The 26,713-nt window shown below is 51.9% G+C and carries 20 protein-coding genes; 15 read left to right on the top strand and 5 right to left on the bottom strand.

Annotated elements, in window-relative coordinates:
* Positions 1-83: 83 nt before the first annotated feature.
* Positions 84-1,685, bottom strand: a complete 1,602-nt coding sequence (locus SH527x_RS02435; protein WP_437193067.1) for a protein kinase domain-containing protein — start codon at positions 1,683-1,685, stop codon at positions 84-86.
* Positions 1,686-1,908: 223 nt separating this feature from the next.
* Positions 1,909-2,508: an ECF-type sigma factor gene (locus tag SH527x_RS02430; protein ID WP_437193066.1), complete on the bottom strand. Its 600-nt coding sequence runs from the start codon at positions 2,506-2,508 to the stop codon at positions 1,909-1,911.
* Between the two features lie 829 nt (positions 2,509-3,337).
* Here SH527x_RS02430 and SH527x_RS02425 point away from each other — a divergent pair.
* The 12 genes from SH527x_RS02425 to SH527x_RS02370 all read left to right on the top strand — a co-directional run bounded on the left by SH527x_RS02425 (position 3,338) and on the right by SH527x_RS02370 (position 20,115).
* Positions 3,338-5,059 (top strand): long-chain-fatty-acid--CoA ligase, encoded by a 1,722-nt coding sequence (locus SH527x_RS02425; protein WP_437193065.1) that lies wholly within the window; start codon positions 3,338-3,340, stop codon positions 5,057-5,059.
* A gap of 111 nt (positions 5,060-5,170) precedes the next feature.
* Complete coding sequence (locus SH527x_RS02420; RefSeq protein ID WP_437193064.1) at positions 5,171-6,460, top strand: thiolase family protein; 1,290 nt, start codon at positions 5,171-5,173, stop codon at positions 6,458-6,460.
* Between the two features lie 78 nt (positions 6,461-6,538).
* Entirely contained in the window at positions 6,539-8,716 is a 2,178-nt protein-coding gene (locus SH527x_RS02415; RefSeq protein ID WP_437193063.1) for a 3-hydroxyacyl-CoA dehydrogenase NAD-binding domain-containing protein, read from the top strand.
* Positions 8,717-8,895: 179 nt separating this feature from the next.
* A complete protein-coding gene (locus SH527x_RS02410; protein ID WP_437193062.1) occupies positions 8,896-10,965 on the top strand; it encodes an acyl-CoA dehydrogenase family protein in 2,070 nt (689 codons plus the stop codon).
* Between the two features lie 324 nt (positions 10,966-11,289).
* Positions 11,290-12,393, top strand: coding sequence for a hypothetical protein (locus SH527x_RS02405; protein ID WP_437193061.1), 1,104 nt, complete (start codon positions 11,290-11,292; stop codon positions 12,391-12,393).
* A 140-nt stretch (positions 12,394-12,533) separates the two neighbouring features.
* Positions 12,534-14,732 (top strand): NfeD family protein, encoded by a 2,199-nt coding sequence (locus tag SH527x_RS02400; protein ID WP_437193060.1) that lies wholly within the window; start codon positions 12,534-12,536, stop codon positions 14,730-14,732.
* 426 nt (positions 14,733-15,158) lie between these two features.
* On the top strand, positions 15,159-15,647 hold the full coding sequence (locus SH527x_RS02395; RefSeq protein WP_437193059.1) for a hypothetical protein: 489 nt from the start codon (positions 15,159-15,161) through the stop codon (positions 15,645-15,647).
* Between the two features lie 173 nt (positions 15,648-15,820).
* Positions 15,821-16,276: a DUF1569 domain-containing protein gene (locus SH527x_RS02390; RefSeq protein WP_437193058.1), complete on the top strand. Its 456-nt coding sequence runs from the start codon at positions 15,821-15,823 to the stop codon at positions 16,274-16,276.
* Between the two features lie 190 nt (positions 16,277-16,466).
* The gene (locus SH527x_RS02385; RefSeq protein WP_437193057.1) at positions 16,467-16,946 is read left to right on the top strand and encodes a nucleoside deaminase; all 480 of its coding nucleotides are present in this window, start codon (positions 16,467-16,469) and stop codon (positions 16,944-16,946) included.
* A 17-nt stretch (positions 16,947-16,963) separates the two neighbouring features.
* Positions 16,964-17,419 (top strand): nucleoside deaminase, encoded by a 456-nt coding sequence (locus SH527x_RS02380; protein ID WP_437193056.1) that lies wholly within the window; start codon positions 16,964-16,966, stop codon positions 17,417-17,419.
* A gap of 400 nt (positions 17,420-17,819) precedes the next feature.
* Positions 17,820-18,803, top strand: a complete 984-nt coding sequence (locus tag SH527x_RS02375) for a hypothetical protein (protein ID WP_437193055.1) — start codon at positions 17,820-17,822, stop codon at positions 18,801-18,803.
* Positions 18,804-18,981: 178 nt separating this feature from the next.
* The gene (locus tag SH527x_RS02370) at positions 18,982-20,115 is read left to right on the top strand and encodes an SGNH/GDSL hydrolase family protein (RefSeq protein ID WP_437193054.1); all 1,134 of its coding nucleotides are present in this window, start codon (positions 18,982-18,984) and stop codon (positions 20,113-20,115) included.
* 194 nt (positions 20,116-20,309) lie between these two features.
* On the opposite strand, the gene SH527x_RS02365 is transcribed toward SH527x_RS02370, so the two are convergent.
* Both SH527x_RS02365 and SH527x_RS02360 read right to left on the bottom strand, forming a co-directional pair.
* Positions 20,310-21,704, bottom strand: a complete 1,395-nt coding sequence (locus SH527x_RS02365) for an MFS transporter (RefSeq protein ID WP_437193053.1) — start codon at positions 21,702-21,704, stop codon at positions 20,310-20,312.
* A gap of 578 nt (positions 21,705-22,282) precedes the next feature.
* Positions 22,283-23,434, bottom strand: a complete 1,152-nt coding sequence (locus SH527x_RS02360) for a hypothetical protein (protein WP_437193052.1) — start codon at positions 23,432-23,434, stop codon at positions 22,283-22,285.
* Positions 23,435-23,638: 204 nt separating this feature from the next.
* On the opposite strand from SH527x_RS02360, the gene SH527x_RS02355 reads away from it, so the two are divergent.
* Both SH527x_RS02355 and SH527x_RS02350 read left to right on the top strand, forming a co-directional pair.
* Entirely contained in the window at positions 23,639-23,791 is a 153-nt protein-coding gene (locus SH527x_RS02355; protein WP_437193051.1) for a hypothetical protein, read from the top strand.
* A 1,029-nt stretch (positions 23,792-24,820) separates the two neighbouring features.
* Positions 24,821-25,423 carry a class I SAM-dependent methyltransferase gene (locus SH527x_RS02350; protein ID WP_437193050.1) on the top strand — a complete coding sequence of 201 codons (603 nt, stop codon included), beginning with the start codon at positions 24,821-24,823 and terminating at the stop codon, positions 25,421-25,423.
* 66 nt (positions 25,424-25,489) lie between these two features.
* On the opposite strand, the gene SH527x_RS02345 is transcribed toward SH527x_RS02350, so the two are convergent.
* Positions 25,490-26,146: a hypothetical protein gene (locus SH527x_RS02345; RefSeq protein WP_437193049.1), complete on the bottom strand. Its 657-nt coding sequence runs from the start codon at positions 26,144-26,146 to the stop codon at positions 25,490-25,492.
* Positions 26,147-26,277: 131 nt separating this feature from the next.
* On the opposite strand from SH527x_RS02345, the gene SH527x_RS02340 reads away from it, so the two are divergent.
* A complete protein-coding gene (locus tag SH527x_RS02340; protein ID WP_437193048.1) occupies positions 26,278-26,469 on the top strand; it encodes a hypothetical protein in 192 nt (63 codons plus the stop codon).
* Positions 26,470-26,713: the final 244 nt, after the last annotated feature.

Below are 26,713 nucleotides of genomic sequence, written 5' to 3'. Positions count from 1 at the left end.
CTTTCCACGCTTCCGCCACGCGGCGAGTTGCGTTTCATCAATCGAAACGGCCGCTGCGCGGGCACTCGGTAGAGCAAACTGCTCTAAGAGATACTCCGAAGGCTCCGAAGCATGTCCTTCATGGACTGATACCGGTTCGCGGGGTCTCTTGAAAGGGCCCGATGAATCGCTTCACATAGCTCTTGAGAGAGCCCTGTACAAATAGAATTCAGCGGAGCGTAGACTTCCTCCGTTGCGTTCTGAGAGCGATTCGACAGAACGCTTCTGGAAACTGGAGCCTTCCCGGAGATCAACCAGTACAATGTTGCGCCCGCTGAATAGACGTCGGCCACAGGTGTGAAATTCGGAACGAATTGCTCCTGACTCAAATACAACTCCGGTGCCATGAACTCCGCAGGAAATGCGTCCTCCGTTTTCAATGGAAGGCGGATTCCGGATTTCAGGGACGCGACCGCCAGCCCGAATCCGGCCAGTTTGGCGACAAATGGGGGGCCAATTCGCAGGACAACAAAGTTTGCAGGCTGTATTGCTCCATGAACCAGTCCTAATGAATGTCCGTAATCCAGCCCTGTCAGAATCTGCATCATGAGCCCAACTGCAACTCGTCCTCGACGGTTGAAGTTCCAACCAACGACCATGTCTTCCCATGATCGCAAAGACAGGGGCTCACTGCATAAATACAGGCCGTCCTCATAGTGCCCGACTTCCAGAAGCCGTACAAGATGCGGGTGCGACATCTTCACCAACGGTGTTGCGTGTTCCGCGAATTTCCTGACTTCGTATAAGTCAGTCCCGGACGAAAGCGGAAAAACTCGAATTGTGCAGCGTTCTTTGTTCGCCACTCGCAACGCATGATAGCTCGGCCCGAAACCGTCATTCCCGGAAGGCGAGCTGACCTGATAGCCATTAATTCGGGGAAATGCAGGGTCGTGATATTGATCAACCTGATTCTCAGTCGCCGCAAAGGGCTTCTTTCGGGGAACAGGTTTCGTGTCCTGCTGAGAAATCTCGTCACCGTCGCATTCCTTGAAGCGAACGATGATCTTCGTGCGTCCGACACTGATCACATCGTCACCATTCAGGATGGCTTCATTGACCCGAGCGCCGTTCACGAATGTCCCGTTTGAGCTGTTGAGATCATGGAGGTAACAAACGGGAGGGTGAATTTCGATTCTTGCGTGAATTCTGGAGACACTGGTGTCATTATCAAGACAGAGACGGCACTCATCTGTCCGTCCGATCAGCAGACTATCGTGTCCTGTCGACGAAAGAATCTGGAAGTCTCCATTCTCAGACACCACCTGAAATTGAGCGAAAAAAACTTCCCTCACCTCACAGGTGTCGTTCTCCTGCGGAACCGGAATGGATTTCTCAACCTCCTGTTTGGCATCCTCTTTGACTCCATCAGCCAGATTCAGAAGGGCTGGAATGAATTGAGAGAGGGAAACCGAATCCTTCTCGGTCGGAGGATGCAGGTCACTTGACCAGATCGCCTTTGACAGCTCTTGATGAAGCTCCTGGAGCAAACCAAGTAAGACGACCTGATTCGCCTGGCTGGTCGACGCAAGATAATCCTCGATTCGGGGATTCAATCCGCTTCGCCAGGCGGCTTCGAACGCATCGCAGATTGCGTCTAACCGGCGCATGACGCCAAGATCGCTCTCATAAAACTCCGCTACACTCATCGACGGCCCCTACGCAGCTTAATTTCAAAATTGAGTCGACAATCAATTCTGAAGTGGAATCTCTGCAACATGGACACCACGAGTTTGACGAGCACAACATGGTGACCATAGAGCCCAATCGTCAAAAACGGGTCCTTCATCGATCCAATAGAGACCAAGAACCGACTTCTGAAAATCGCCCCATAAGAAAATGCGATTTTCCGAACGCATCCGACACTATTTTTCAGGAATTCCAGCGAGAAATTTCCTGCCCCCAAATTGTTCGAATCAACTTGAGCTTGCGTTCGATCTTTTTCTCAGTGCAGTCGAATTCCTCGGCGATCTCGCGAATCGAATACCCTGACAACTTTAAAATTGCGTAGGGTTGGAGTTCCTTCTCTAATAACTCCAGCATTTCAGCGCACAGCAACTCAGGGGATTCAGACTGATGCGGAGCGGGGACCCAATCAACTCCCTGATCAACGTGGTGCTGATCTCCACCCCGTTTTTTTGCTGACTCGCGTTCCTGAATCCGCAGTGCTTTACGAACTGTGATCACCCCGAGAACGTTCCAGAGATCGTTTCGATCCATATTCTCGGAAAGGCTTCCATCTTCCGCCTTTTCCCAAAAGCTGATGATGGCCCCTTGGAGTGCGTCTTCTGCATCCGCAATTCGGCGAACGCGCCCCTGTAGAGTGGATCTGGCGAGCGCCAGAAGGCGAGGACGAAACCGTTCAACCAGTTTTTCCAAAGACTCGACATGTCCTTGTCGCCACTTGCGATACAGACAGGTAATCGACCCTGCGATGTCGACATCTTCCAAACCGTTAACGGCATCTTGCATTGAGAATCAGGCCCTGTCTCACAACTGAGTTCAATTCGTCAGTTGTGTATTCTCTGGAGTATTGCTGGTTTACAAACGTGGAACACACTTAGTGAAAAGAGATTTGCAAGTGCAATCGGGGCACCCGCTGACGACGTGTCGCGGGCAAAAATCGCATTGCATGAAGCAGATCATCCCCCATTGAGAACACACTCTCAATCTGATTCAGGGAGACCCGGCCCCCCCTGGCGGGACGTAATTTAGATGCCGGTGGATGAAAACACAAAACCAGACACATCTTCATTTTCCAATTCCTGACAGAAGCAGCTTTCCGATGTGATCTGCTGGAAAAAAGCGAATTCGCCGCAGCGATCTATCGAAGCTGTCCTCCTGGGATTCCAGGAAAAAAACTGAGAAGATGACGTTTTAGACCAACGGAGCCGCCCCTCCCATCGAACATTGATTCGCACAATGTTGCGGGAAACCAATTGACGCTTTGCATAAGTGATCTAACAATTAAGGGAAAGGACGTCTACCGAGCCGCACGTAAAGTCATGAAAGGGCGTGATTAAGTTCTACGATTCGTTGGAACCGATTCAACTCGAATTGAAAATGCAGCGGTTTCTTTGACGAATGTGAAACCTGACCATGTCCTTTAGTGCCTGCACGAAGCATTAAGACGTTTAACACTGAAATTAGCCTGTTTAAATGGGGATTCAAAGTCGCAGATCAATGAATTTTGAAACGACAAGTTCCAGACATTTTGCAGGCTCGGTAGCACACGTTCTGTCCGATTGACGTGGGTGAATCCCCCACAGGCTGTCTCCGCCACTTCAAAGGAGAGACTGCCATGGACCAGATTACTCGTGTGCCTAACGTGGTCTCGGTTCGCGACTCGCGTCCGTGGCTCAAACATTACCCCAAACAAGTCCCGACGAGTCTGGATTACCCTGATGCAGGGATGCCTTGGCTCTTGGAGCGAGCGGCCACCAACTGGCCAGACCGCTTAGCCTGTATCTATTACGACGAGCGAATTACGTACAGCAGAATGTTCTCTCGGGCGAGGCGTTTAGCTCTGTGGCTTGTCGAAAACGGGATTCAACCCGGCGACCGCATCGGAATTCTGTTACCGAATGTTCCCGAGTACATTTCCTGTCTGCACGGAATCTGGATGGCCGGCGGGATTGCTGTTGCTCTCAGTCCACTCTGTGTTCCGGAAGAAGCAGAAGCACTTGTCGCCGCGACTCAGTGCCGGGTCATCATCACCTTGGACGTGCTCTCTCCACTGATCTGCCAGGAGCAGCTTCACTCTGAATTTATTGTTTACTCTTCACTTGCCAACCGTGTGAGTCGGCTCGAGCGGCTCGGTTATGCATGGGTCCGGCTCATGCGGTTGGGTTTAAAAGGGGTTTGCCCGACATCCAAGACAATCGAACTCCGCCAGATTCTAAGAGAATCGCGTCGCAAAGAAGACGGGTTCACGCCTGTCCCGACACACAGTCGCGACAGGGCGTATATCCTCGCGACTGGCGGCACAACTCGCGCCCCCAAAGCGGTGACACTGACGCATGGCAATCTGCTTGCCAATGCCTGGCAGATCTCGCATTGGGCCGGAGGCGGAATCAATCATGAAGTCCTGCTGGCGGTGCTCCCGTTCTTCCATAGTTATGGCCTGTCTACCTGCCTGACCACCGGGACCGCACTCGGAGCAACTTTGATCCTGCACCACAGATTCCGTACGGCGTCTGTTCTTCGTCTCATGCAGGAACATCAGCCAACAATCTTTCCAGCCGTTCCGGCAATGCTCGCGGCACTCAATCCACTGTTGGAAAAGAACTCCAACTGCCGGATCACACGCTTGAAATCCGTGATCTCTGGTGGGTCCGCGCTCTCATCTTCCGTCGGAGAACGATTCGCTCATGCCACTGGTGCCGCAGTTGTCGAAGGATATGGACTTTCAGAAGCAAGCCCTGTCACTCATGCCGGGCCGCTGGATGGAACTGCCATCTCCGGAACAATTGGTCTGCCGCTGCCAGATACCGACGCTCGTATCGTGGACTCAACCACCGGGCTCGATGAGTTACCCCGAGGTGACGTTGGGGAACTGATTGTGCGAGGCCCTCAAGTCATGGAAGGATACTGGAACGCACCTGAAGCGACTGCCGATGCCATTCGGAACGGGTGGCTTTACACAGGCGACCTTGCAACATGCGATCAGCAAGGCTTCTTCAGAATTGTTGATCGTAAAAAGGACCTCATCATTACATCAGGATTTAATGTTTATCCCGGTGATGTTGAAGATGTTCTGCTTCGATATCCCGGAGTCAGAGAGGTCGCAGTTGTCGGAGTTCCTGATGAAATGAAAGGTGAAGTTGTTAAAGCAATCGTTGTTATGAAGTCAGGGAGCTTGCTGAACCCGAAGGACTTCAGCGAATTCACCAAACTTCATCTCGCAGCTCACAAACGCCCACGATTACTTGAAGAACGAAAAACAGAACTGCCGCGTAACTTCCTTGGGAAGATTCTGCGAAGAGAACTCCGGTCGGACCCTGGCACCAACATCCATCTTTAATCGTATGCAATCTCTGTTTTAAACGTCCACGTCCTGAAACCAGATTTATATGACCGATTCCACCAGAGTTCTGAATGAGAGATCAGAACCAGAGACAGAGAGGAGTGAGTCATGTCCTCCAAGTTTTCACTCTCACCACTGGCGGTACTGGGAGGCGCTCGAACTCCATTCGTTCGGGCGTTCTCACAATTCAATTCATTACAGGCAGATGAACTTGGAATGACCGCGCTCAAAGGAGCCATCAAGAACGCTCATGTGCCAGTTTCCGCAATCGATGAAGTGATCTTCGGAAATGTTGCGTCACCGATTCATGCAGCCAACATTGCGAGAGTGATCGCACTGGGAAGTGGTGTCGGGCAAGAGAAACCGGCTCATACCGTCTGCCGAAACTGTGCTTCCGGGATGGAATCCGTTGTCTCCGCATGGCATGCGATTCAACAAGGACGAGCCAGTGTCATTGCCGCCGGTGGTGTCGAATCGATGTCAAACATCCCCTTTCAGTTCAGCAAAGAGTTCCAGAACTGGATGATGGACTGGCGTAAGAAAAAAGGCTTTCAGCAGTTCACTCACCTCGCCTCTTTTCGCCTGAATCTGCTGAAACCCGTCATTGCCTTACAGGTGGGCCTGACCGATCCCACCTGCGGCCTGAACATGGGCGAAACAGCAGAAATTTTGGCTGACGAGTTTCAGATCACACGAGAGGAACAGGATCAGTTTGCCCTGAGAAGTCATCAACTGGCGGCCGCTGCGAATGAACGAAATTTCTTCGGAGGAGAGATCGTTGAGACGGTTTCCAGCAATGGAGCGGTCTCCAAGGACAATGGAATTCGCCCTCAGCAAACTCTAGCAGCTTTGACCAGACTTTCTCCAGTTTTCAAGAAGAATGGCACGGTCACTGCAGGAAATAGTTCTCAGCTGACAGATGGTGGAAGCGCACTGGTTGTTTCGAGTCCAGAAGCCGCATCGAGGTTGGGACTGGAACCGATCGCATTCCTCCGTGGGTATGCAGTCGTTGGGCTCGACCCGAGTCGAATGGGCTTGGGTCCGGTCTATGCGATTCACCGTCTGTTGAATGAAACAGACATGAAATTAAGTGACTTCGAACTCTTCGAGATTAACGAAGCATTTGCAGGGCAGGTTCTGGCATGTGTGAAAGCACTGGAATCCACGGATTTCAACCTGACTCACCTGAAACGCAGTGAGCCCATCGGAAGAATTCCACCAGACAAACTGAATGTCAATGGAGGAGCAATCGCACTTGGCCATCCTCTGGGAGCATCGGGAAACCGCCTGATCCTGACGTTAATTCGCGCACTTGCAGAACGCGGGTTAAAGCGAGGACTGGCATCCATGTGCATCGGAGGAGGGCAGGGAATGGCCTTCTGGGTAGAACGGCCATAGCTCTTGCGGATTGAACCACGACTGAGCTGAAAATTGACTCCATAGGCAAAATCACGTTCCCTCACCGGAGATGAAGCCATGTTACCATTCAAAAACTTCAAAACGGTGACTGATGATCGCGGTGTCATGACCGTAACGCTGGACGTTCCAGATCGCCCAGTTAACGTCATCGACGACAGTGTGCTTTACGAACTCAACGAGATCATCAATCTCGTCGAGCAGAAGTCGTCGCCGCCAATCACATTACTGGTTTTCCGCAGTGGGAAGCCTTCGGGATTTCTGGCGGGTGCTGATGTTCATCGTCTGCGGAAAATTCAAACCGCCGCGGAGGCCGACATCGCATTGAACTCAGGGCAGATGCTTTTCAATCGGATCGAAGCACTGAAGGTTCCGACGATCGCCGCGATTCACGGGCCTTGCCTGGGGGGCGGACTCGAGTTCGCACTCGCCTGCAAATTCAGAGTCGCCGTCGACGATTCGAATACGCGGCTGGGATTGCCAGAAGTCAAACTCGGATTGATCCCTGCCTGGGGAGGGACTCAACGACTTCCCAAACAGGTCGGCCTGTCAACGGCATTACCGATGCTTCTGCAAGGAAAACTTTTATCTGCAAAAGAAGCACACCGCTGTGGACTCGTAAATCGAGTCATTTCTGCTGACAATGCCGAGGCGGAACTTTCGGGCTTTATCAATCGACGCCTTGACCATGATCCAGTGGCACCCAAGACTCGGGATCTGAAGCAGTGGTTGATTGATTCGAATCCCATCGGGCGAATCTTTGCGATGAAGCAAGCCCGTCGTGAAATTGTCAAACTGAGCGTTCATTATCCTGCGTTATGCAAGATCCTGGATGCCGTGGAAATTGGTCTGAGGAACGGACAAGTGACAGAAGCAGGACTCGCAGCAGAACGAACCGCGTTTAAGGAATTACTCCTTGGAAAAGTCGCGCCTCATCTGATCGACCTTTTCCTGAATCAGGAGCTTGCCAAGAAGTCGTCAACCTGGACCGATGAGACAAACCCTGAACCAGTCAAACGGATTCTGGTCCTCGGAGCAGGAACCATGGGAGCCGGAATCGCTCAGCTTGCGGCCTCACGCGGGTTTTCTGTGCTACTGCAGGATGTGAAAGAAGAGTACATCAATCGCGGAATGGAGACGATTCGCGATCTGTTTGCGAAAGCGGTGAAACGGGGAATCCTTCCCAAAGAAGACGCCGAGCTTGCAGGTTCCAAGATTCAGACACGAGTCAATTGGGGACCAAGCGACGATGTTGATTTGATGGTCGAAGCAATCGTCGAACAGATTGAAGTGAAGCGATCGGTCTTCACGAATGCTGACACGACGCTTCCAATGCATTCGATTCTGGCTTCTAACACGTCAGCTTTGCCAATTGAACAGATGGCGAAGGTGACAGGTCGCCCAGAGAAGGTGGCAGGACTTCACTTCTTCAATCCTGTTCACAAGATGCCGTTGGTTGAAGTCGTTCGTGCACCTCAGACGAGTGATAACACAATCGCAGTCCTCGTCAGCGTCGCGAAAAAACTAGGGAAAGTCCCTGTTGTCGTGAAGCAGTCGCCCGGCTTTCTTGTGAACCGAATCTTATTCCCATATCTGGATGAGGCAGCCAGACTCTCGACAGAAGGAGAGCGGTTCGAAGACATTGATGCCGAAGCAAAGAAGTTCGGGATGCCGATGGGCCCCCTTGAGCTTCTGGACGTCATCGGTCTCGATGTCGCACTTGATGTCTCCAAAACACTGTCTCCACTCGCGACGCAATCGACACCAAGTCCTGCGTTGTTCCAGAGTATGGTTGTCTCTGGATCAAAAGGGCAGAAGTCAGGCAAAGGCTTCTATAGCTGGCAGGAAGGCAAGAAGAAGCAATCACTTCCTAAAGACCTGACCGGCCCTTCCATGGACCGGATTGTTGTCCCTGACTGGGTCGTCAACGGAGAGACATTTAACGTCATTCAACAACGCCTGATTCTTTCGATGGTGAATGAATCTCAGAAGTGCGTGGACGAAGGTGTCGTTGCCGAGCCATGGATGGTCGATCTGGGCATGGTTTTAGGCACCGGATTCGCGCCATTCCGAGGAGGTCCAATGACCTGCATCGAACAATGGGGTCGCGAGGAAGTAAAGGCGCGGCTCTTGCTTCTGGAAAAAGCATTTGGTCAACGTTTCCGCCCTGCAAATGGTTTTTCAGACACAACAACTTTCGAACGTGTTCCATACTCAACCAAAGTCAGTCAAAGTTAAATTGGCATTACCAACGTTTGGCCCCACGCTCATCTCAGATTGTCCGCTTCCTGTGAACACGAAGTGAATTTGCATCTTGAGTCTGAAATTCAGAATCACAGGACACACATTCTCGCTCTTGGAGTGAGCAATTTGTGAGAACATCTGACATCCCTCAGCTTGTGAAAGGACAATACAACATGTCCAGTGCAACAAGACCAGAGAATGTTTCTCCTGACAAGATTCCTTCAGAGAACAACGTCGCAAATCCTTCGGAAAGAAGTGTCTCTGGAGGAAACGGACCAGCGCAGTCGTTTGCTGAAACCGCCATGCGAATGGGAGGGAAATCAGAGAACGAAGCCCGACGCATGGGTGTTCTGGATTCGGCGGACGAACGGGTTGAAGAGATGTTCGACCCGAAGTACCAGACCGCGGCAAGTCCGGTGCATCGGGCGATCTGGGATCAGGACTTCCCACTCGAATTCTTCACATTCAGAGATCCGCCACGTCTGCCATCTGCCCTCGCGGCCGATGTGATGGAACAGTCATTAAAGATTGTTCGCAAACACGTTCACCAGAAGACAATGATCGACCGGGAAACCGGAAAGATCCCGGACTATGTCTTTGAAGAACTCGCGCAAGCGGGCTACTGGGGACTGCTTGTTGACTCCAGAAACAAAGGCTTCGGAGCCCCGTTCTCTCAGTTCGCTCCATTTCTCACCAAGGTCGCGACATTAGATCCGACGATCGCCGGCTTAGCGTCAGTCCACGCCTGTATCGGGGCTGTTGATCCCGTGCAGGCGTTTGGAAATGCAGAGCAGAAAGAACGTTTCCTTCCAAGACTTGCAAAAGGAGAAGCGCTCTCTGCATTTGCGTTGACAGAGCCAGGCGCCGGGTCGGACTTAACCGCACTCAGAACGCACGCCATCCCAGATGGGGACTCCTTTTTGCTGTATGGCGAAAAGCTCTTCATCACGAATGTGCGTCCCGGCAGAATCGTCGGCGTTGTCTGCCTGATCAACAACAAACCGTCGGTTCTGATTGTAGAACTTCCTCAGACAGAGACTGCAGAGTTTCAACTGAAGAAGTACGGTCTTTACGCCCTGAAGCACGCCTACAATCAGGGGATCATTTTCAATGGTCTGCGCGTCCCTAAATCCAACCTGCTTGATCCAAGAAATGGCGATGGCCTGACGATTGCCTATCACGGGTTGAATCGCGGACGTGTCGCCCTCTGTGCGAATGCCGCAGGGACGATGCGGATGATGCTCGCCAATCTGCTTCCCTGGGCACAGTTCCGGGAAACATATGGTGAAGCAATTGTCAAACGGGAACTCGTACGTCGTCGCATCGGGCACCTGGCCGGATTGATCATCGCGTGCGACGCCCTGACCGAATGGACCGCCTCTCTCCTCGACATGGGTTATCGCGGTGAGATGGAGTGCATCATTGCCAAGGTGTTTGGAAGTGAGGCTCAGAAAGAAGCGACAATTGAGCTGTCGATGAAAACTCATGGAGGACGCTCCTTCCTGCACGGTCACTGGTTTGGCGACAATGTTCACGATTTGCTGGCCCCGTGCATTTATGAAGGGGAAGGGGAGATGCTCAGCATGGCGTTCTTCAAATCCCTTGTTAAAGAGCATGGCCGCGCCTACTTCGAGCCGATCGGACGCGCGCTGCAGGAACAAGGAATTAAAACTCCTGACATGACGAATCCAGCGCATCTCTGGGCACTGCGACAACCGTTGTGGAACTACAGTCGCTGGTTCCTCGGTGAGTGGATGCGAGTCAACCTGAAATCGGTTGATTTCTCCAGCATTCGACGTCAACGCAGCGCCAACAAAGGAGAGAACCGAGTTCTGGAAAGTCTCGATAAGCATATCCGCTTCGCAGTCAGCTTCCTGAGAAAATCCCGACTGGAAATCTCCACTGTGATGCGGACTCATCAGTTAAAACTGCCTGACCGACAATGCCGAATGACAGAACTTTCATCTCGCATTCAGTCGGCCGTCGTCATGCTGTGTACCGCACTGTATGGAATTCGTCAGGAGCAGCCACTGACACGAGCGGCAGCGAATGTCGCATGCACACACTTGCGACATAAACTTGATGGAAAACGGTACTCAGATGCCGAACTCCGCGCCGTCACAGGTTTAGGTGCGAAGATTGCAGAAGGAGGATTCGGGCCGATTCAGGGAATCGAACCCGTCGAAATTCTGATGCCATATTCAAAGGAAGATGATCTCCCAGAGGAGTATCAGCGATCTTAGCGAGGACGTTCGTTCAAGCCCCCTTCACGAAGACTTGTGACGGGGGCTTTAACATTCATTCTGCGACGAATTTCATCACGTTCTCGGAACTTTCAGAAGCGGCTCTCGCAATGTTGAGAAGGGGACTTTCTACAATTCCTGTGAATTGCGCAGAAGTATTCGCATCCTCAAATCGACACCTCCATCTTTACTTGCTTTCATATGGAGAGAAATGAATACTGGCCGCAGGTGAACCTTCAAGATGTTGCCATTGAATGCAACTGACGAAGCTCAAGCTCGGCGACGCCGAATGCGACACCATCAAGATCACTCCGGAGACGTTTCATGCGGAAAAGCTTTCTGACGTTGTCAACCTGTGCCGTATTCTGTTTCGCTTCCTGTCTGACATCGCTGAATGCGTTTGGAAATGAAATTCAGACGATCGCAGGCAATGGAAAAAAGGGAACTGCTCCGGACGGAACGATCGGCACAGAGGCATCGATTGGTGAGCCGTACGGTGTTGTCATTGGGCCTGACGGAAAACTGTATGTCTGCGAAATTGCCAATCACGTTGTCCGCAGTATCGATCTGAAGACCGGAAAGATCACCCGAGTTGCCGGAGCCGGGACAGTTGGATATGCAGGCGACGGCGGACCTGCCCGCGATGCGTTACTGAATGAACCGTATGAAGTCCGTTTCGATTCCAAAGGCAACATGGTCTTTGTCGAAATGAAGAATGCGGTCGTCCGTCGTGTCGACGCGAAGACGGGCATCATCTCAACCGTGGCAGGAACCGGAACCCCCGGGTTCTCTGGAGATGGCGGACCAGCAACTCAGGCTCAATTGAACCAACCTCACTCCATCGTGATTGACGAAGAGGACAACATCTTCATTTGCGATATCCGGAATGGTCGAGTCCGCAAAGTTGATGGAAAAACAGGGGTCATTTCAACGTTGATCGGTGGCGGAAAGACTCCTCCCGGAGACGTTTCGCCTCTGACCGACCTCGCACTGAAGGGCCCGCGCGCTCTGGATTATGCAGGGAAGGGGATCTTTGCGTTTGCTCTGCGTGAAGGAAACGCGATCTATCGCATCGACTTGAATAAACAAACGCTGACCCATCTCGGCGGAACAGGAAAAAGCGGTTATCAAGGAGACGGCGGCGACGCCCGAAAGGCATTGTTCTCCGGTCCCAAAGGTGTCGCAATCAATGCGGCGGGCGATATTTACTTCGCAGACACCGAAAGTCACACAATTCGGGTGATCCGAGCGGCCTCCGGAATCGTTGAAACAGTTGCCGGAACTGGCAAACGGGGAGACGGTCCGGATGGCGCCCCAGAGACCTGCAAGATGGCCCGTCCTCACAGTGTCTGTCTGGATGCCGACGGAAATGTGTATATTGGAGACAGCGAAGCACACCGCGTTCGAGTCCTGAAATTCACAAAGTAACTCAATCACCAACTGATATCTGCGAACTTGGAAAAGTGTGCTTCTGTCCTGTTCTCAGGGTGGAGCACACTTCAACCATTGAGCTTGAGGGTAGAATCTTGAGAAGCGGACGAATGGACGACTTTCACAAGGAGAGAAAAATGGCGATTCAGACTTTGATCAGAATGGTCATACTCTCACTTGCCGTCGTATCGAATTCCGCAGTCTGGGCTCAGGCTCCTGTAAAAGAAGCGAAGCCGGCCCCAATCGCCCGAATTCTGCCAATCATCAGTCCGGTTGGCGACGAAACCCTCGGGCAGGTCCGACGAACCGTACTTGAACTTCAACAGACTGCCACCAACGAAAATCGGCAGGCGTATGTCGTACTTGAAATCAAACCCGGTGTCAGTCCGTTTCACAACTGCTTCGCCCTTGCAGATTTCCTGACAGAGAAGCCACTGGGCAATGTCACCACCATCGCCTGGGTTCCTGAAACGGTCACCGGAACCAACGTGCTGATCGCATTGGCCTGTCAAGAAATCGTGATGGGGCCGAATGCCTCACTCGGGGACATTGGCAACGGGAGTGCAGTGCCTGCCGACCAGCAGGCTATCGTCAAATCCATTGTCGACCGACGGCGGAACGCTCGCGTTACGTGGTCACTCGCGGCTGCGATGATGGACCCCGCCGCTGCTCTGCTTCAGCTGACTGTTGAAGACAAGAATGGCGGTAAGGAAGTCCGTCTGGTCACTTCGACCGAGGCACTCGCTCTGCAAGAGCAGGGGGCAGTGATCGCCGATCGTAAGACAATCAAGGAGGAGGGAACTCCCGGGCTGATTTCTTCGACTCAGGCCCGCGCCCGCGAAATCCTCATCGTTCGAACCGTTGCTTCCCGGCAGGAACTGGTCGAAGCATATCAGCTTTCACTCGATCAACTGCGAGAATTCGATCAGGCGCCCCCGGTTGGAAAAGTCGCTTATATTCAACTCCACGACGTGATTGACGAGGTTTTCTCTTCATTCGCGCAGCGTCAGATTCATCGGGCGGTCGCGTCGGGTGCAAAGCTGATCATTTTTGAAATCGACTCTCCCGGCGGGCTCCTGAGTGTCTGTCAGGACCTCTCTCAAACCATCGCCCACCTGAGCGATCGGGACATCAAAACCGTTGCTTACATCCCCAATCGTGCGATCAGCGGGGGAGCCATTCTCGCCGTGGCGTGCGATGAAATCTACATGAAGCCAAACGCCAAAATCGGCGACGCCATCCCGATCAATTTGATGGGAAACATGATTCTTCGTGCTGAGGAAAAGATTCTCAGTATCGAACTTGAGTTATTAAGAGACCTTGCCAAGCAGAAGAATCGCCCGGCCGCAGTCCTCGAAGGCTTCGCCGATAAAGACCTTGAAGTCTTCGAAGTCACAAACAAGGCGACTGGAAAGAAATGGTTTCTTTCTAAAGAGGAACTGCACCAGCAGGCCGACGAATGGGTTGCCGGCCACCTTGTTCCTGAATCCCGCACCGGTATCGCCATCATGATTAATGGCGAGCGGGCTCATGACCTGTTGATTGCGAAGTCGCCGGTTCAGGATCTGACCGAACTGAAACTGCGACTCGGGCTGAATGCAGACAGCGAGTTGCGAACAATCGGACGCACCTGGGTCGACTCACTGGTGTTCACACTGAACCAGAGTTGGGTCACAGGATTATTGTTCTTTCTTGCCATCGTCTTCATCTATGTCGAAATGGCCACGATGACAGGCTTCTTCGGGATCCTTTCGGCGCTTTGCTTCACGATCTTCTTCTGGAGCAAAGTGATGGGCGGAACCGCTGGGGGGCTGGAAATTGCCCTGTTTGTGATTGGAATGTCCTGCCTCGCCATCGAATTCTTTGTCCTGCCCGGCTTCGGGGTGTTCGGGATCTCGGGAATTCTCCTGGTACTTGGGTCACTGATCATGGCGAGCCAATCCTTCACTGGGTTTAGCCTTGAATACGACCTCGCCCGAGCCGGTCAGACATTCGCAACGCTGGGGGTCGCATTACTCGCGGTGCTCGCTGCATCGATCATGATCAGCAGCAATCTTCATCGGATCCCGATTTTGAAGAATCTGGTTCTGGAAGCTCCGGCAGGGAATATGGAGGAAGCGACTGAGCCACAGTTACGGCCAGATTTGTTGACGTCCGACGCCTCGCTGGTGGGAGCAACCGGACAGGCAGTCACTATTCTTCGCCCATCTGGAAAAGCACGGATCAACAAGCAGCTGATCGATGTCGTCAGTGATGGCCCGTTCATTGAAGAAGGAGCCTCAATCACGGTCGTTCAGGTCCAGAAGAATCGAATCGTCGTCCGGCAAACAAGCTGATAACGTTCTCCAAACCGTCCCTTCTTTCACCGCCAAGATGCTGATCTGACATCTGGCGACGGTATTAGTGCGCTCGTGTAACATGCGTTTCGCTATCCTTCATGAGGTCACGTCAGAAACCCAACTTACTTGTGTATGGAAGGGCGACGCTCCTGCGGGGGGACACGAATGGCCACGTATTCTTTTCTTTGCAGTTCGGCAGCAGCCCCTTCCTCCCATTCTTGCCACATAGGCCCGCTTCTCGTAATTCTGCGGTTACAGATTGCTGTCGATGATCCTCAGCTGGTAACTTCCAGTGAAGACATCACTTAACTCATCTGCAACAGCAGCAGCGTTATTGCTGCGAAGAAGCGGAAGATGTCAAACAGACGCTGACCATGGAAACGCATTCCGTCAACGTGGACCTGCGCTAGCTTGGAGAGTGCGATGAAAAGACGAGAAGCTTTGATCCTCGCCGCGAGTACCATCGCAGGTTCCGGTATTTCCCGGGGAGACGACGCACCTCCGGCCCCTCCGCACCGCATCACATTTCATCGAATGGATGTCGAACATCACTTCATTACAAGAGGAGAGAAGGAGACATTCGCCGACGACATCACCCTTTACTTTTCAATCCTGAACCGGAATCCTGACCAGATTCAGATCCTCGGCATCTCTAACAACAAAAGTGTGAGTTGGAGTACGGCATACCTGACATTCGACTTAATGACGTCTGGAAAAAAGATCATCACACGCAATATAGGTCTCTCTATTAGTCGTGGGTCTGTCGCCGCGGTGGTCATTCATTTGAAATCGAAACTCCCCTTAGAGACTCAACAGGATTCCGGCCCTGAACCGGGGCAGATTCTTACCCCAGAGGCCCCAAATGAGAGATCGTTCTTATTAGCTAGCAATATGGTAACGATCTTAAAATAGTTCCTGCGAACGACTGTGAAGAAGATTAAACTTACCGTTCTTGAACAATTGGCAGACCATCCAGTATTTGTGATACTTCCGAGGGCATAACTGCAGTTCTCTTCGACGGAAGAATCCTCACAGGTAATTGATCGATGAATAGCAGCACTTCAATTCCACCGAAGAAACCTCTGATGACCTGGGACGAGGTCGACAGCCGACTGGATCACCTGCTTCAAGGTTATACGCAAAAGGGCAATTGGAATCTGACTCAGGTTGCGCTGCACCTCGACGATTGGGTTCGCTTTCCAATTGAAGGCTTTCCAACGCCTCCATTGGGGATGAGATTATTCGTCCCCATTATTCGGTTGACGATGGCCAAGAAAGTACTGCGGCAGATTCTCGATCAGGGATTTGACGACAATATCCCAACGATGCCGAAGACAGTTCACTCACGAGACGAGTCTACTGAAGCCGTTGCGGTAGAGCGTCTACGGCAATCCATTACTCGATTCCGCAACCACATCGGCACCATTCATCCGTCGACATTCTTCGGCAAGCTCGATAAAGCAACCACCGAGAAGTTGCAGCTACGCCACTTCGAACACCATCTGAAATTTCTCGAACCGCGATCAGGGAGCACACCCTGAATCTGGGACGCGTGTAGCCGGTTGGGCGATCCCGTGCAACTTGAAGCTCGCATGAAAAATCGTGGTAACGGGGCGGCATCACACTCCGCTTTGTGTTGAGAATCGCATCCACTCTCCCCGGCCTACCTGACTTCGTGGAACGGACGGGTGAATTTCACAACCAGAAGCGTTCGGATTGGAGGCAGTACCGATGACAACAACATTCAATCCTGCTTTTCTCCGAGAAGCCATTCGTCTTTCCAGCGAGAAGATGGAGGCCAACGACGGGGGGCCATTCGGAGCCGTCGTGGTGCGGAATGGCGAGATCGTCGGGCGGGGCTGGAATCAAGTCACTTCCACGAACGATCCTACCGCTCACGCTGAAATCGTAGCAATCCGTGACGCGTGCTCTCGCCTCAAAACATTCTCATTGGCAGGCTGCGAGATTTACAGCAGTTGCGAGCCGTGCCCCCTGTGCTTGTCCGCCATCTACTGGGCACGGCTGGATTGCATCTATTACGCCGCCACTTGTGACGACGCAGCGGAAGCAGGCTTTGACGACCGGTATCTTTACCGGGAAATCAGAAAGCCCGCTGGCGAGCGGGAGCTCCAGATGCAACAAGCCCTGCGGGAAGAAGCCTTGGTGGCTCTGCAAACGTGGATGAAGAAAGAAGACCGGATTCGGTACTGAACGACGAGGACTGTCTCATGACTCAACAGACAAAAGACATTTTCCTGCAAGCTGCCATCGAAGAGGCCCGTAAAGGGCGATCAGAAGGCGGCATCCCCATCGGCTCGGTGTTGGTCATCGACGGGCAAATCGTTGGCCGGGGCCATAATCGTCGGGTTCAGAACGGGAGCGCCATCCTGCACGCCGAGATGGATGCCATTGAGAACGCAGGGCGGCTCAAAGCCAGCGATTATCGCCGAGCCGTGTTGTATTCCACGCTGTCGCCCTGCGACATGTGTTCGGGGATGTCTCTCCTGTACCAAATCCCGAAGATCGTCATTGGCGAAAATCGCACCTTTCGAGGCCCAGAAGATTACGTCCGCTCGAGAGGGGTCACGGTTGAAATCGTTGACAACCCTGATTGCTTCAAGCTCATGGAAGAGTTCATCCGGGCGAAACCAGAACTTTGGAACGAAGACATCGGCGAGCTTTAAGACGCTTCTCACGAACAAAGCTCACAAGGTGTTCCACAGATCTCATCAATAGTTGAAGTAGGGCAGGCTCCGGCCTGCCTTCCTGAATGTTGATGATAGCTGCATGTCCGATGATCGCCGAGTGCTTGTCCCGGGTGGGACATACTTCTTCACGGTGATGCCCCATCGTCGGCGACGATTACTCTGTAGATTGGGGATGTGCCAAGCACCCATTCTTTCCCGTCATAAAAGGGCGATTCTGATGGGAAAGAACTGGGGCAACTTCACTTACACTTCAAGGGAGGCAGGCCGGAGCCTGCCCTACATCCCCTGTCAAAAACACACAAATTCAAGGCGTCCGCGACCATCGACTTTCACTTGCTCACAAAGTTCTTCGCCACTCTTCTAACACGGTGCAAAAATGAAAGCTGACGACGACAGCAACGCCCCAAACTCCCAAATCCGCCACCTTGACAGATTTATCAACTGGGCCTACGACCATCCAATCTTGCTATTAGAAATACTCCTACTGATAGGGGTATTGCCTTTAAGCTTCACATGGTTCCGCTTGCTGTTCCCATTTCCCGACAAATGGCAGATTCTTTCTCCACATGAAATCGGGGACACCTTTGGTTTCCTGAATGCAATCACATCATCACTAGCCTTTATCGGTGTGCTGGCAACCCTCTATATGCAGCGAGAAGAGCTTTCACTTCAACGCCAAGAGATGCGTGAAAGCCGGGAGGAGCTTCGCAGAAGTGCGGAAGCTCAGGCTCAATCAGAAAAACGTTTAGCTGCAGCGGCTGCGTTGAATGCCTTGGAGTCGCTACGTGCATCAGCACAAACCAAAACCGGGAGTGACGACGTTGATCTTAGTATCCAATCCGAGTTCGCATCAGCCAAGATAGCAATGCAAATTTCTTCAATACTGTCCGATTTAGGAATGTTGAAATCGAACTTGATAAACTCAGAGGAAATACGAGCAGTTGAAGAACTTCACTCCTTTATTATCCCATTAATCTCCGTCAGAAACCACTTAGCCAGCTACTTGACATTCATACCATTGATTAAGGAGTGTCTTAACAAACACAAAGACAAGGCGTTTTCCCAAAGCAGATCATTCATACTTGAAAAATCCAAAGTGCTTGACCTGTTTGACAAAATAATCAAATCAAACGAACCGAATAACAGAGCGCTGTTCGCAAACCAACACTACAAATCCGATGACAACAGTACAATCGTCGGCGGTTCACGCGACCCAATGTTCATGGCAACTAATCACTGCCTCAAAACGCTTCTAACAATCGCTATTCGAAATCTTGCGTCTGAAAACAAGCTGCTTTTCACCAATCCAGTTGAAGCAGGGCAGGCTCCCGCCCAACATCCACTTGCGGGCATCGATTAAACCTGACGGGGCATGTGTGGATCGCACCGGCGGCGAGAACATACGTCTGGAGATTCCCCACAAATTCACAGCCTCCTGCCATTAACGCGACACGAGCATGGCACCAATAACGCTCCCTCGCTATACCTTGAATCTGTTGTTTGTTCACGGTTTCACTACTGAACATCTGGAGGTGAGCGTGCTACGGAAAATTCTCGTCGTGATCGCACTGCTGGGAGTCATCCCTGGTCCTGTCTACTCGGCAGATCAAGTGGCGTCCGAGTCCATTCGTCTGACGTTGCCTCCCACAGGCTATGCCGTAGTCGGGGCAGAGATGAATGTTTACTTCGACAACATCGTCCTCTCTGAGAACTCGAACGAACTGAAATTTGTGGTCACCAGTGATCTCGGGAAGACAGAATCAAATCGCTGGACTGTGATCCCTACGGAAGCCCAGGTCGGCGACCATAAATGGGAAGTGGAAGTCTTTCGTGGCGACAAGTCACTCGGTAAGCAATCAATGAAATGGCATGTCAGCCCGGCAAAGCTGAGTACACCGCGGAATGTTTCAATTCTGATCGTCGGTGACAGCCTGACACATGCCACTCACTACCCCAATGAAGTGGCCAAACGACTCGACCAGTCCGGTCTGACCGGGTGGAAAATGCTCGGCACTCACAAGCCGCAGAACGCTAAAGCTGGGGTTGCTCATGAAGGGTATGGCGGATGGACTTGGGCACGGTTCCTGACTCATTATGAGCCGATGCCTGATCCAGCCAATCGCAAGCGGAGCAGTCCGTTTGTATTCCTTGATGGAGACAAGCCAAAGCTTGATGTTGCGAGATACTTTCAGGAATCATGCCAGGGACAGCAACCGGATTTCATCATCGTGAAGCTGGGGATTAACGACTGCTTTGGCGCCAATCCCAGCACGATTGAAGAAACCGACAAAACAATCGACCGCATGTTTCAATCCGCCGAGTCGCTGTTAAAGGCGTTTCGCGAAGCCGCCCCTAAGGCCAAGATCGGCCTTTGCATCACCACACCGGGGAACGTTCGTGAAGAAGCTTTCACGGCAAACTACAAAGGGAAATATCCTCGATGGGGCTGGAAACGAATTCAACACCGTCTTGTTGAACGCCAGCTCGCGCAGTTCAACACAGAACACACGGCAAAACAGGGAATTGAACTCATTCCGACCGAGCTGAATCTCGATCCAGTCGACGGATACCCTGTGGACAACGCCGTACATCCAAACGTCACAGGCTACCAGCAGATCGGCGCCTCGATTCACGCGTGGCTGCTTTCACAGCTTGAGCAGAAAGCAAACTGACACCTCCAAGGGTGAATCAGGGCAGGCTGCTGCCCTGATTCACCCTTGGCCGCTCACCTGAAATGTACGGTGACGAGTTCCGTGAATCTGAATGAGCTGGGTCTTGAGGACCCAGCTTTCGTCACTGCATTCCACCCGTGAATGTCTTTTCAGTTTTTAAGTGGTCGATCAATTTCCGCAGTTGGAATGATGTATCAATCGTCCTGATCTGCGACGATTGGAGACGCTGCGGCCGTTTCAGGTTTTTCGTGGAACAGGACGATAAAGAGCAAACCAACGAGAGCGGAAATGGCGGTCGGGACCAACCACAAAGTCTGCCAATCGATCACGCTGCTGGTCAGTTGGCCTGCGGAATCGACTGTCTTCGTGGTCACCCAGTTCGTCACGTATCCGTTCAAAATGTTGCCGATCGTCATTCCAAGTCCCAGCGTCACCAACGCAATGAATCCCTGGGCATTGGCCCGAACTTCGTTCGGGGCACGCTGATCGACGTAAATCTGTCCCGCCAGGAAGAAGAAGTCATAGCAGATTCCGTGTAGCAGGATACCACCATAGAACATCCAGTACTGCTGGACGTCGTGGATGAGATGGCTTGTGACAGCAGAAAGCTGGGTGAGAATCTGCGAGTCGCCGATTGATTGCGATGAAACATCTGGTTGCGACGCCCCCATTGCGAACAAAACGTACCGAACGACCCAGGCCCCCACAGCGGCTAGAATAATTCCCTTAATGCCAAGCCGTCGCAGGCAAAACGGCATCACGGCGATGAACACCACATCTGATACCTGGGCCAGTACCATCTTGCTGGCGACCTGTTCCATCCCTTTCTGAGTGAAGAACATCGCCGCTGATTGAAAATAAAAGGATGCCGGAATGCACAGTAGCAGTGAACAGACGACAAACACGGCGAATGACCGGTCTTTCATTAGCGAAAGCGTTTGAAGTCCGGCGATGTCGGCAAACGTCACTTTCTTTCCTAATGACTTCGGCGGCGTATGCGGCAGCGTGAAGGCATAAAACCCCATCAGCGCCGAGAACAGTGCTGAGAGTTTGAATGGAATTGCGGTTGATTCAATGTCAGTCAATCCCCCGAACCATGACGGGACCAGTGAGGGGAGGCTCCCGACAACGAGTCCAGCAATGATCCAGCCTAATGGCGAGAACATGCGGATGAACGGGAAATCAAGCCGTGGATTCTTAACATGTTCAAATCCGATGGAGTTGGCAAGCGCCAGCGTCGGCATATAGCACAGCATGGCTCCCAGAAGTACGAGAGTAAATTGAGTCGGGTCGGTGATTCCGGTGAGCATCCAGAGGAGCGCGGCCGTGAGCAGGTGCAAAATGCCAAGCATGATCTGTGCAGAGCAGAACCGGTCCGCAATCATACCGACGAGAAACGGTGCCGCGATCGCACCCCAGCCGGTTGTGGAATAGGCCAGTCCTATTTTATCACCCTCGAAATTCAGCCCTGCACTGAGATACTTCGCCATCGTCGTCAGCCAGAAGCTCCACACGCCATACTGAATGAACATCATCAGACATAAACGGGCCAAAACCAGTGGTGAAGTCCTGGGAAGGGTGCTGTTCATCGAAACCGGCTTTCTGTCGCTGGTGGTATAAGTCCGTGAACAGGATCTTGGCGTAAAGCGTGAATTGTGACAAGCTTCGTGAATGAATAAGCCACAGATGCCTGACCCGAGTGACGTAGGCAGGGTCCTTAAGACCCAGCTTTGGAACGAGAGTGCTCAACCAGAACGCAATCTCAACCCACATGCCCACCGGCGCGAGTCGGATATCGGAAGTGCCCCTGCAGGAACGCGGGACGATCGACCCTTTGGGGACAATTGCTGAGCCAGGAGGGAATACATTGCCAGAGCATCACTCGGCTCTCCAAGTTGAAATTGCTCTGTCGAGCAGAAGAGTCCACCAGAGCGGTACGTTAAAAAAGACACCATGCCAAAAAAGTTGGGTCTTTAGGCCCCAGCCTACGGCTACTTCTTCACGGTGATGCCCCATTGTCGGCATCGATCACCCTGTAGATTGGCAATACACCAAGCATCAATCCCCCATTCCTTCGGGCCATCAAACGTGTTTATGATGGGAGCAAATGGGGTAATTTCGCTTACACTTAAAGGAAGGCAGGCCGGAGCCTGCCATACATCCACTTCTATGCTCGACGGAGCCGCCTATACGCAGCAACGACGATTCCAATCACAATGAGTGCAACACCGTTAACAACGAACAACCATTTAGCAAAAGTCGACCAGCGACGTAAACCTGAATCTTCGATAGGTACAGTCTTGACTATTGATTCGTCCTGCTGAGCTAACCGTTCCTTTAGTTCGTTCAATGACATTGGAGCGTCACGTCCGTTGTATGTCACCCTTACCCCAGCACGAAGGTCCACTACATTCATATTGTCTTCGACCGGTATTTCGAACAGAGAAGCTTCAGGCTGATAATCATTTCCAAACCTGCACTCATCCAGATCTAGCTCTGCATGCTTTTCAAACGCGATTTTTCCGGTTTGTGGTTCAATGGAACAGGAGTGGAAGTTTATTGGCAACCAAAACCCTGGAGTCACCTCCCTGATCTCTAGCTCTTCGTGATAATAGGTGCGCCCCTTCGAATCAATCCATCGCTCATCCTGCTTACACGCTCCCCGATCAATATTGTACACAACAACAAGTTTGCCACCGTCACTATTGTTGGTCAGCACAAGCTCCAGAACACGCTCCTCCGGTTTCTTGCTAGTATCCACCTTCCATGAGTGAGTCAGGCTCATTTGGGATGCTTTTCCCGCACGAACTTCCGCCAGTAACGAAGGGTGATTCCAGCCGATTATCTCTAACCAGTCCTGATCGCGTTGAAAGTCAGGTTCAAGCGCAATTCCAAGCTTCGGCGTCTCCTTGAATGTTACACTTCGGAATTCATTTCCGTCGAACACGCTTCGAGTAATCGTTTCGTCAACTGAACCGTCAAGCGTTACTTTTTGTTCTGTCGCTTTCAATGCGTATCGCATTCCATTGCGATCAGAGACATACTTACTCGTTGTTCCAGGATTAACATTCGCTAAGAACTTCTCTGAAAGACCTGAGATGGGCAAACATCCCTTTTCCTTGATTGTCCATTCCAGGTGGCAGTCAGCGACCTTTTCACGATTTCTATTGCTGGTTTCGTCGAACACAGCTAGCGGAGCGGCTAATTCGTCATCGGTAGCGAAAGCTACGTAGTTTATCGTATACAGACAGCTTACAGCTAACACAATCACTGACAGCGACTGCAAGAACGAAAGATGACTCACGATAAATCGCAGCATATATGACGCCATATCCCGTTGCAGATAAGAAAATCCAGGCCAGCGAGTCCTTCAAGACAGGTATTCGATGAAATGGACTGAAAACATGGATTGACGTGATTCTATTCATAATGCGTCGAACGAGCGTAGTAGTTCACATTTGATTTGGTCAAGATGAAGTAGGGCAGGCCCCGGCCTGCCTTCCTGGGTATTGATGGCGGCTACATGCCTGATGATCGCCGAGTGCGTGTCCCGGGTGGGACATCCTTCTTCACGTTGATGCCCCGTCTCCGACGACGATTCTTCCATGTCGCCCGAAACCGCACACTCCTGGGGAAGCTCTCCGAGAATGTCAGCGGAAGTGAGATTCTGAAGTGAATGCCATCGTGCAATGTCCAGATTCCCTTCATGCAATCTGGACATTGCCATCAGGGGATGACAACGATTCCCGCCAATGATGCGTCATCAAGAAGACCGTTACAGCGCAGTTACTGGCGAACGGCAGTGGTGACAAGAGAATTTCGACAAGAAAGTCTCGCGGACGCCGTCGGGTGCTTTGCAGCGCCAATTTTCATCGCTGAGTGAGGGCAGGTGTGTATCCTGCTAGTTGGGGACATGGCCTGCAACTACTACCAGTTTTCCAATCACCAACAAGAATGATGGTGAACAGGAAGTGAAGTCGATTCACTCACACCTCAAGGGAAACACGCGAAAGATTGCCCCGCTTCTGCAGAAAGTTGCAGTAGGGCAGGCTCCGGCCTGCCTTCCTAGATATCGATGGCGGCTGCATGTCCGATGATCGCCAAGCGAGTGTCCTCGGTGGGACATGCTTGTTCACGGTGATACTCCATCGCCGGCGACGATTACTCTGTAAATTGGGGATGTGGCAAGCAACCGTCACCAGTTTTCGCGGTCACCAAAGAGAACGGTGGTGAACGGCGAGTGAAGTCGATTCACTTACAACTCAAGGAAAACACGCCACCCGTTGCCCCACTTTCGCAGTTGCGATCAATAGATACGAACGCGTTGATTGCAATTCAGAGAAATTCATCGACACACAACGCCTCACCTTGCGGTAGCTCCTTCAGTCCTCAATAAATACGCCCCTCCTCGGACATCACCCACATCTGGGTGACGAATTGACAGTTATGATTGCAGCCATTGCAGAGACCTAAGGTGAGTGCGGGCCAGGTCAGACATGAAAATTGTCACGATGACGGTTATCGAAAGTTGCCCGAATGCCGCCGCTTGCAGAAAAGAGAAGGATCGATTTTGTTGCCGCTCAGTGTCGTTAGAGGTCTTTGGCGTCGTTTCGTAAACAAGGGATTGAAGAAACGAAATTCTCGTCAGCTTCCCGTTGCCGCGGAATTGCCCCCTTTGTCGGGCATGTCGGTCGAAGACAGAGAAGTGGTCCGATGTATTCGTGATCGCTTTGACCCCCACGGACATGTTGACGGGGAGCATGGGGGAGGAGGAGGAGGATTGGGGTTTGGTCTAGTTCACTACTCCCTCGTACGACTGTTTCGCCCTAAGCGTGCATTGGTTATTGGGAGTCGCTTTGGATTTGTCCCGGCATGTGTTGCATCCGCGATAAAGACCAACGGTCACGGTCATCTTGATTTTGTGGACGCCAACTATTCAGACAAGACGCACGGCTTTCAAAAAGCCTTCGGGGGCGTCGGATACTGGACGACGGGAAATTTTGGAGAGTTGTCGGATGTGGTGACCACACACTTGCAACGATCTGATGAATTCTTCTCCAAACTCTCCGCTGATGACTGTTATGAGTTCATCTACCTGGATGGCGCCCATGACTATGACACGGTGAAGCAGGATTTCGAGTCATCGGCATCCCGATTAGCAGATGGGGGCATCATTCTTCTGCACGATCCTTTGGTTAAGAACAAGGACTTTGGAGTATCGAAATTTCTTGAGACCCTTCCCCCATCTCAATGGCGTTGGATCGTGCTTCCTCCTTGGCCAGGGCTCGCGATGGTCCAGAAGAGTTGACACAGAACCGGGTGCCCGTTTTGATTTCACTCCGGGCACCCGGTCCAATAGATTAAGCATCGCTCCTTACTTTTGCTTCTCATGATCCACGTGATCACTCTTCGGAACTGGCAGTTTGATCCCCAGTTTCTTCAGAAGTTCCGTATGCTCGAGTTCAGCTGCCTTCAGCTTCGTTTCCAAGTCGGAACAGTGTGCGCAAAATTGAGTCGTTTCAACACCATCCTGACCGATCGTCTTCTCCATCATCCCGCAGAGTTGTTCGCACTCCGTCAGTTGCTTCTCCAATGCGTCCAGATGTTTTTTAACATCTGCCTCTTTGGCCGCGTCAGCCCCAAACTTCTTGACTTCCGCTTTTGCTGCCACAATATCTTTTCGAACCTGGCCGAGATGCTCTTTGACTATTTCCGGCGGAACTTGTTTGCAGTTCTGACCATAAGCATTAAGAACCTGAGCGTGTACTCTTGCTGACTTCTGATAGCTCCATACCGACCATGGTCGGTAGCCCCCACCTACCATACCGGTTCGACTGTGGCTCTTTTGCATTTTTGCTCGGGCTTGCCCAGCAGCATTGAAGGTTTGCTGCTGAGCAGATGCCAAGGTGGGCAGCGCTATTAGAGTGAGTGCACAAAGCCCTGTTACCAAAGATGTTTTGATGGCCACGTGAAACATGAGTGCGTCGCCTTGTATCCAGTGGAGAGCCTGCTTTACCAAGCCGGCAAGCAAACGGCTTGAAACAAGAGCAACAACAACCCTCTTGCTCTCAATTCATTGTATGAGGTAATCCAGCCAAAACGTCATCGAATTCGAAATTCTCAAGCACGGGGGAGGGTAAAATAAATCCCCTGCGAGACACATTGGATGCGGACTTCGGTCGCACAGAGCCGGAAGCCTGTATTCGTCACAAACAGCCAGATGGAACCGTTATTGACAACAACAAGGTGATCAATGATGTCACTGGAATGAAATACGACACTGCCGACGAGTGGATCAATGACCGCAAGAAATTGGCTGGTCGCAACACGACACGTGTCGCCAACAGCAAATAATCTGGGAATCCCGGCCCCACTTCCGTAACACGTACGACTTCTACAACGGACCGAGTGGCAGCCCCTGACACAAGGCTGGGGGTACCGGATTCGATTTAGCCACCTCAAAGAGAGTTCGTAACGACCGAGCCAACGACATCATTCGTCTGGAACGCCGAGATGTTGGGGCCTCTCCGCATTTACCACGCCCATCCACCTCCAGTCCTGTCAGCCTCATCTTGTTCGGGGGGAGGGAATTCCCAAC

The sequence above is a fragment of the Planctomicrobium limosum genome (assembly GCF_051465645.1).
GTDB lineage: Bacteria > Planctomycetota > Planctomycetia > Planctomycetales > Planctomycetaceae > Planctomicrobium.
The sequence above is the reverse complement of the archived record's forward strand: the minus strand, read 5'-3'. Positions and strand labels throughout refer to the sequence as shown.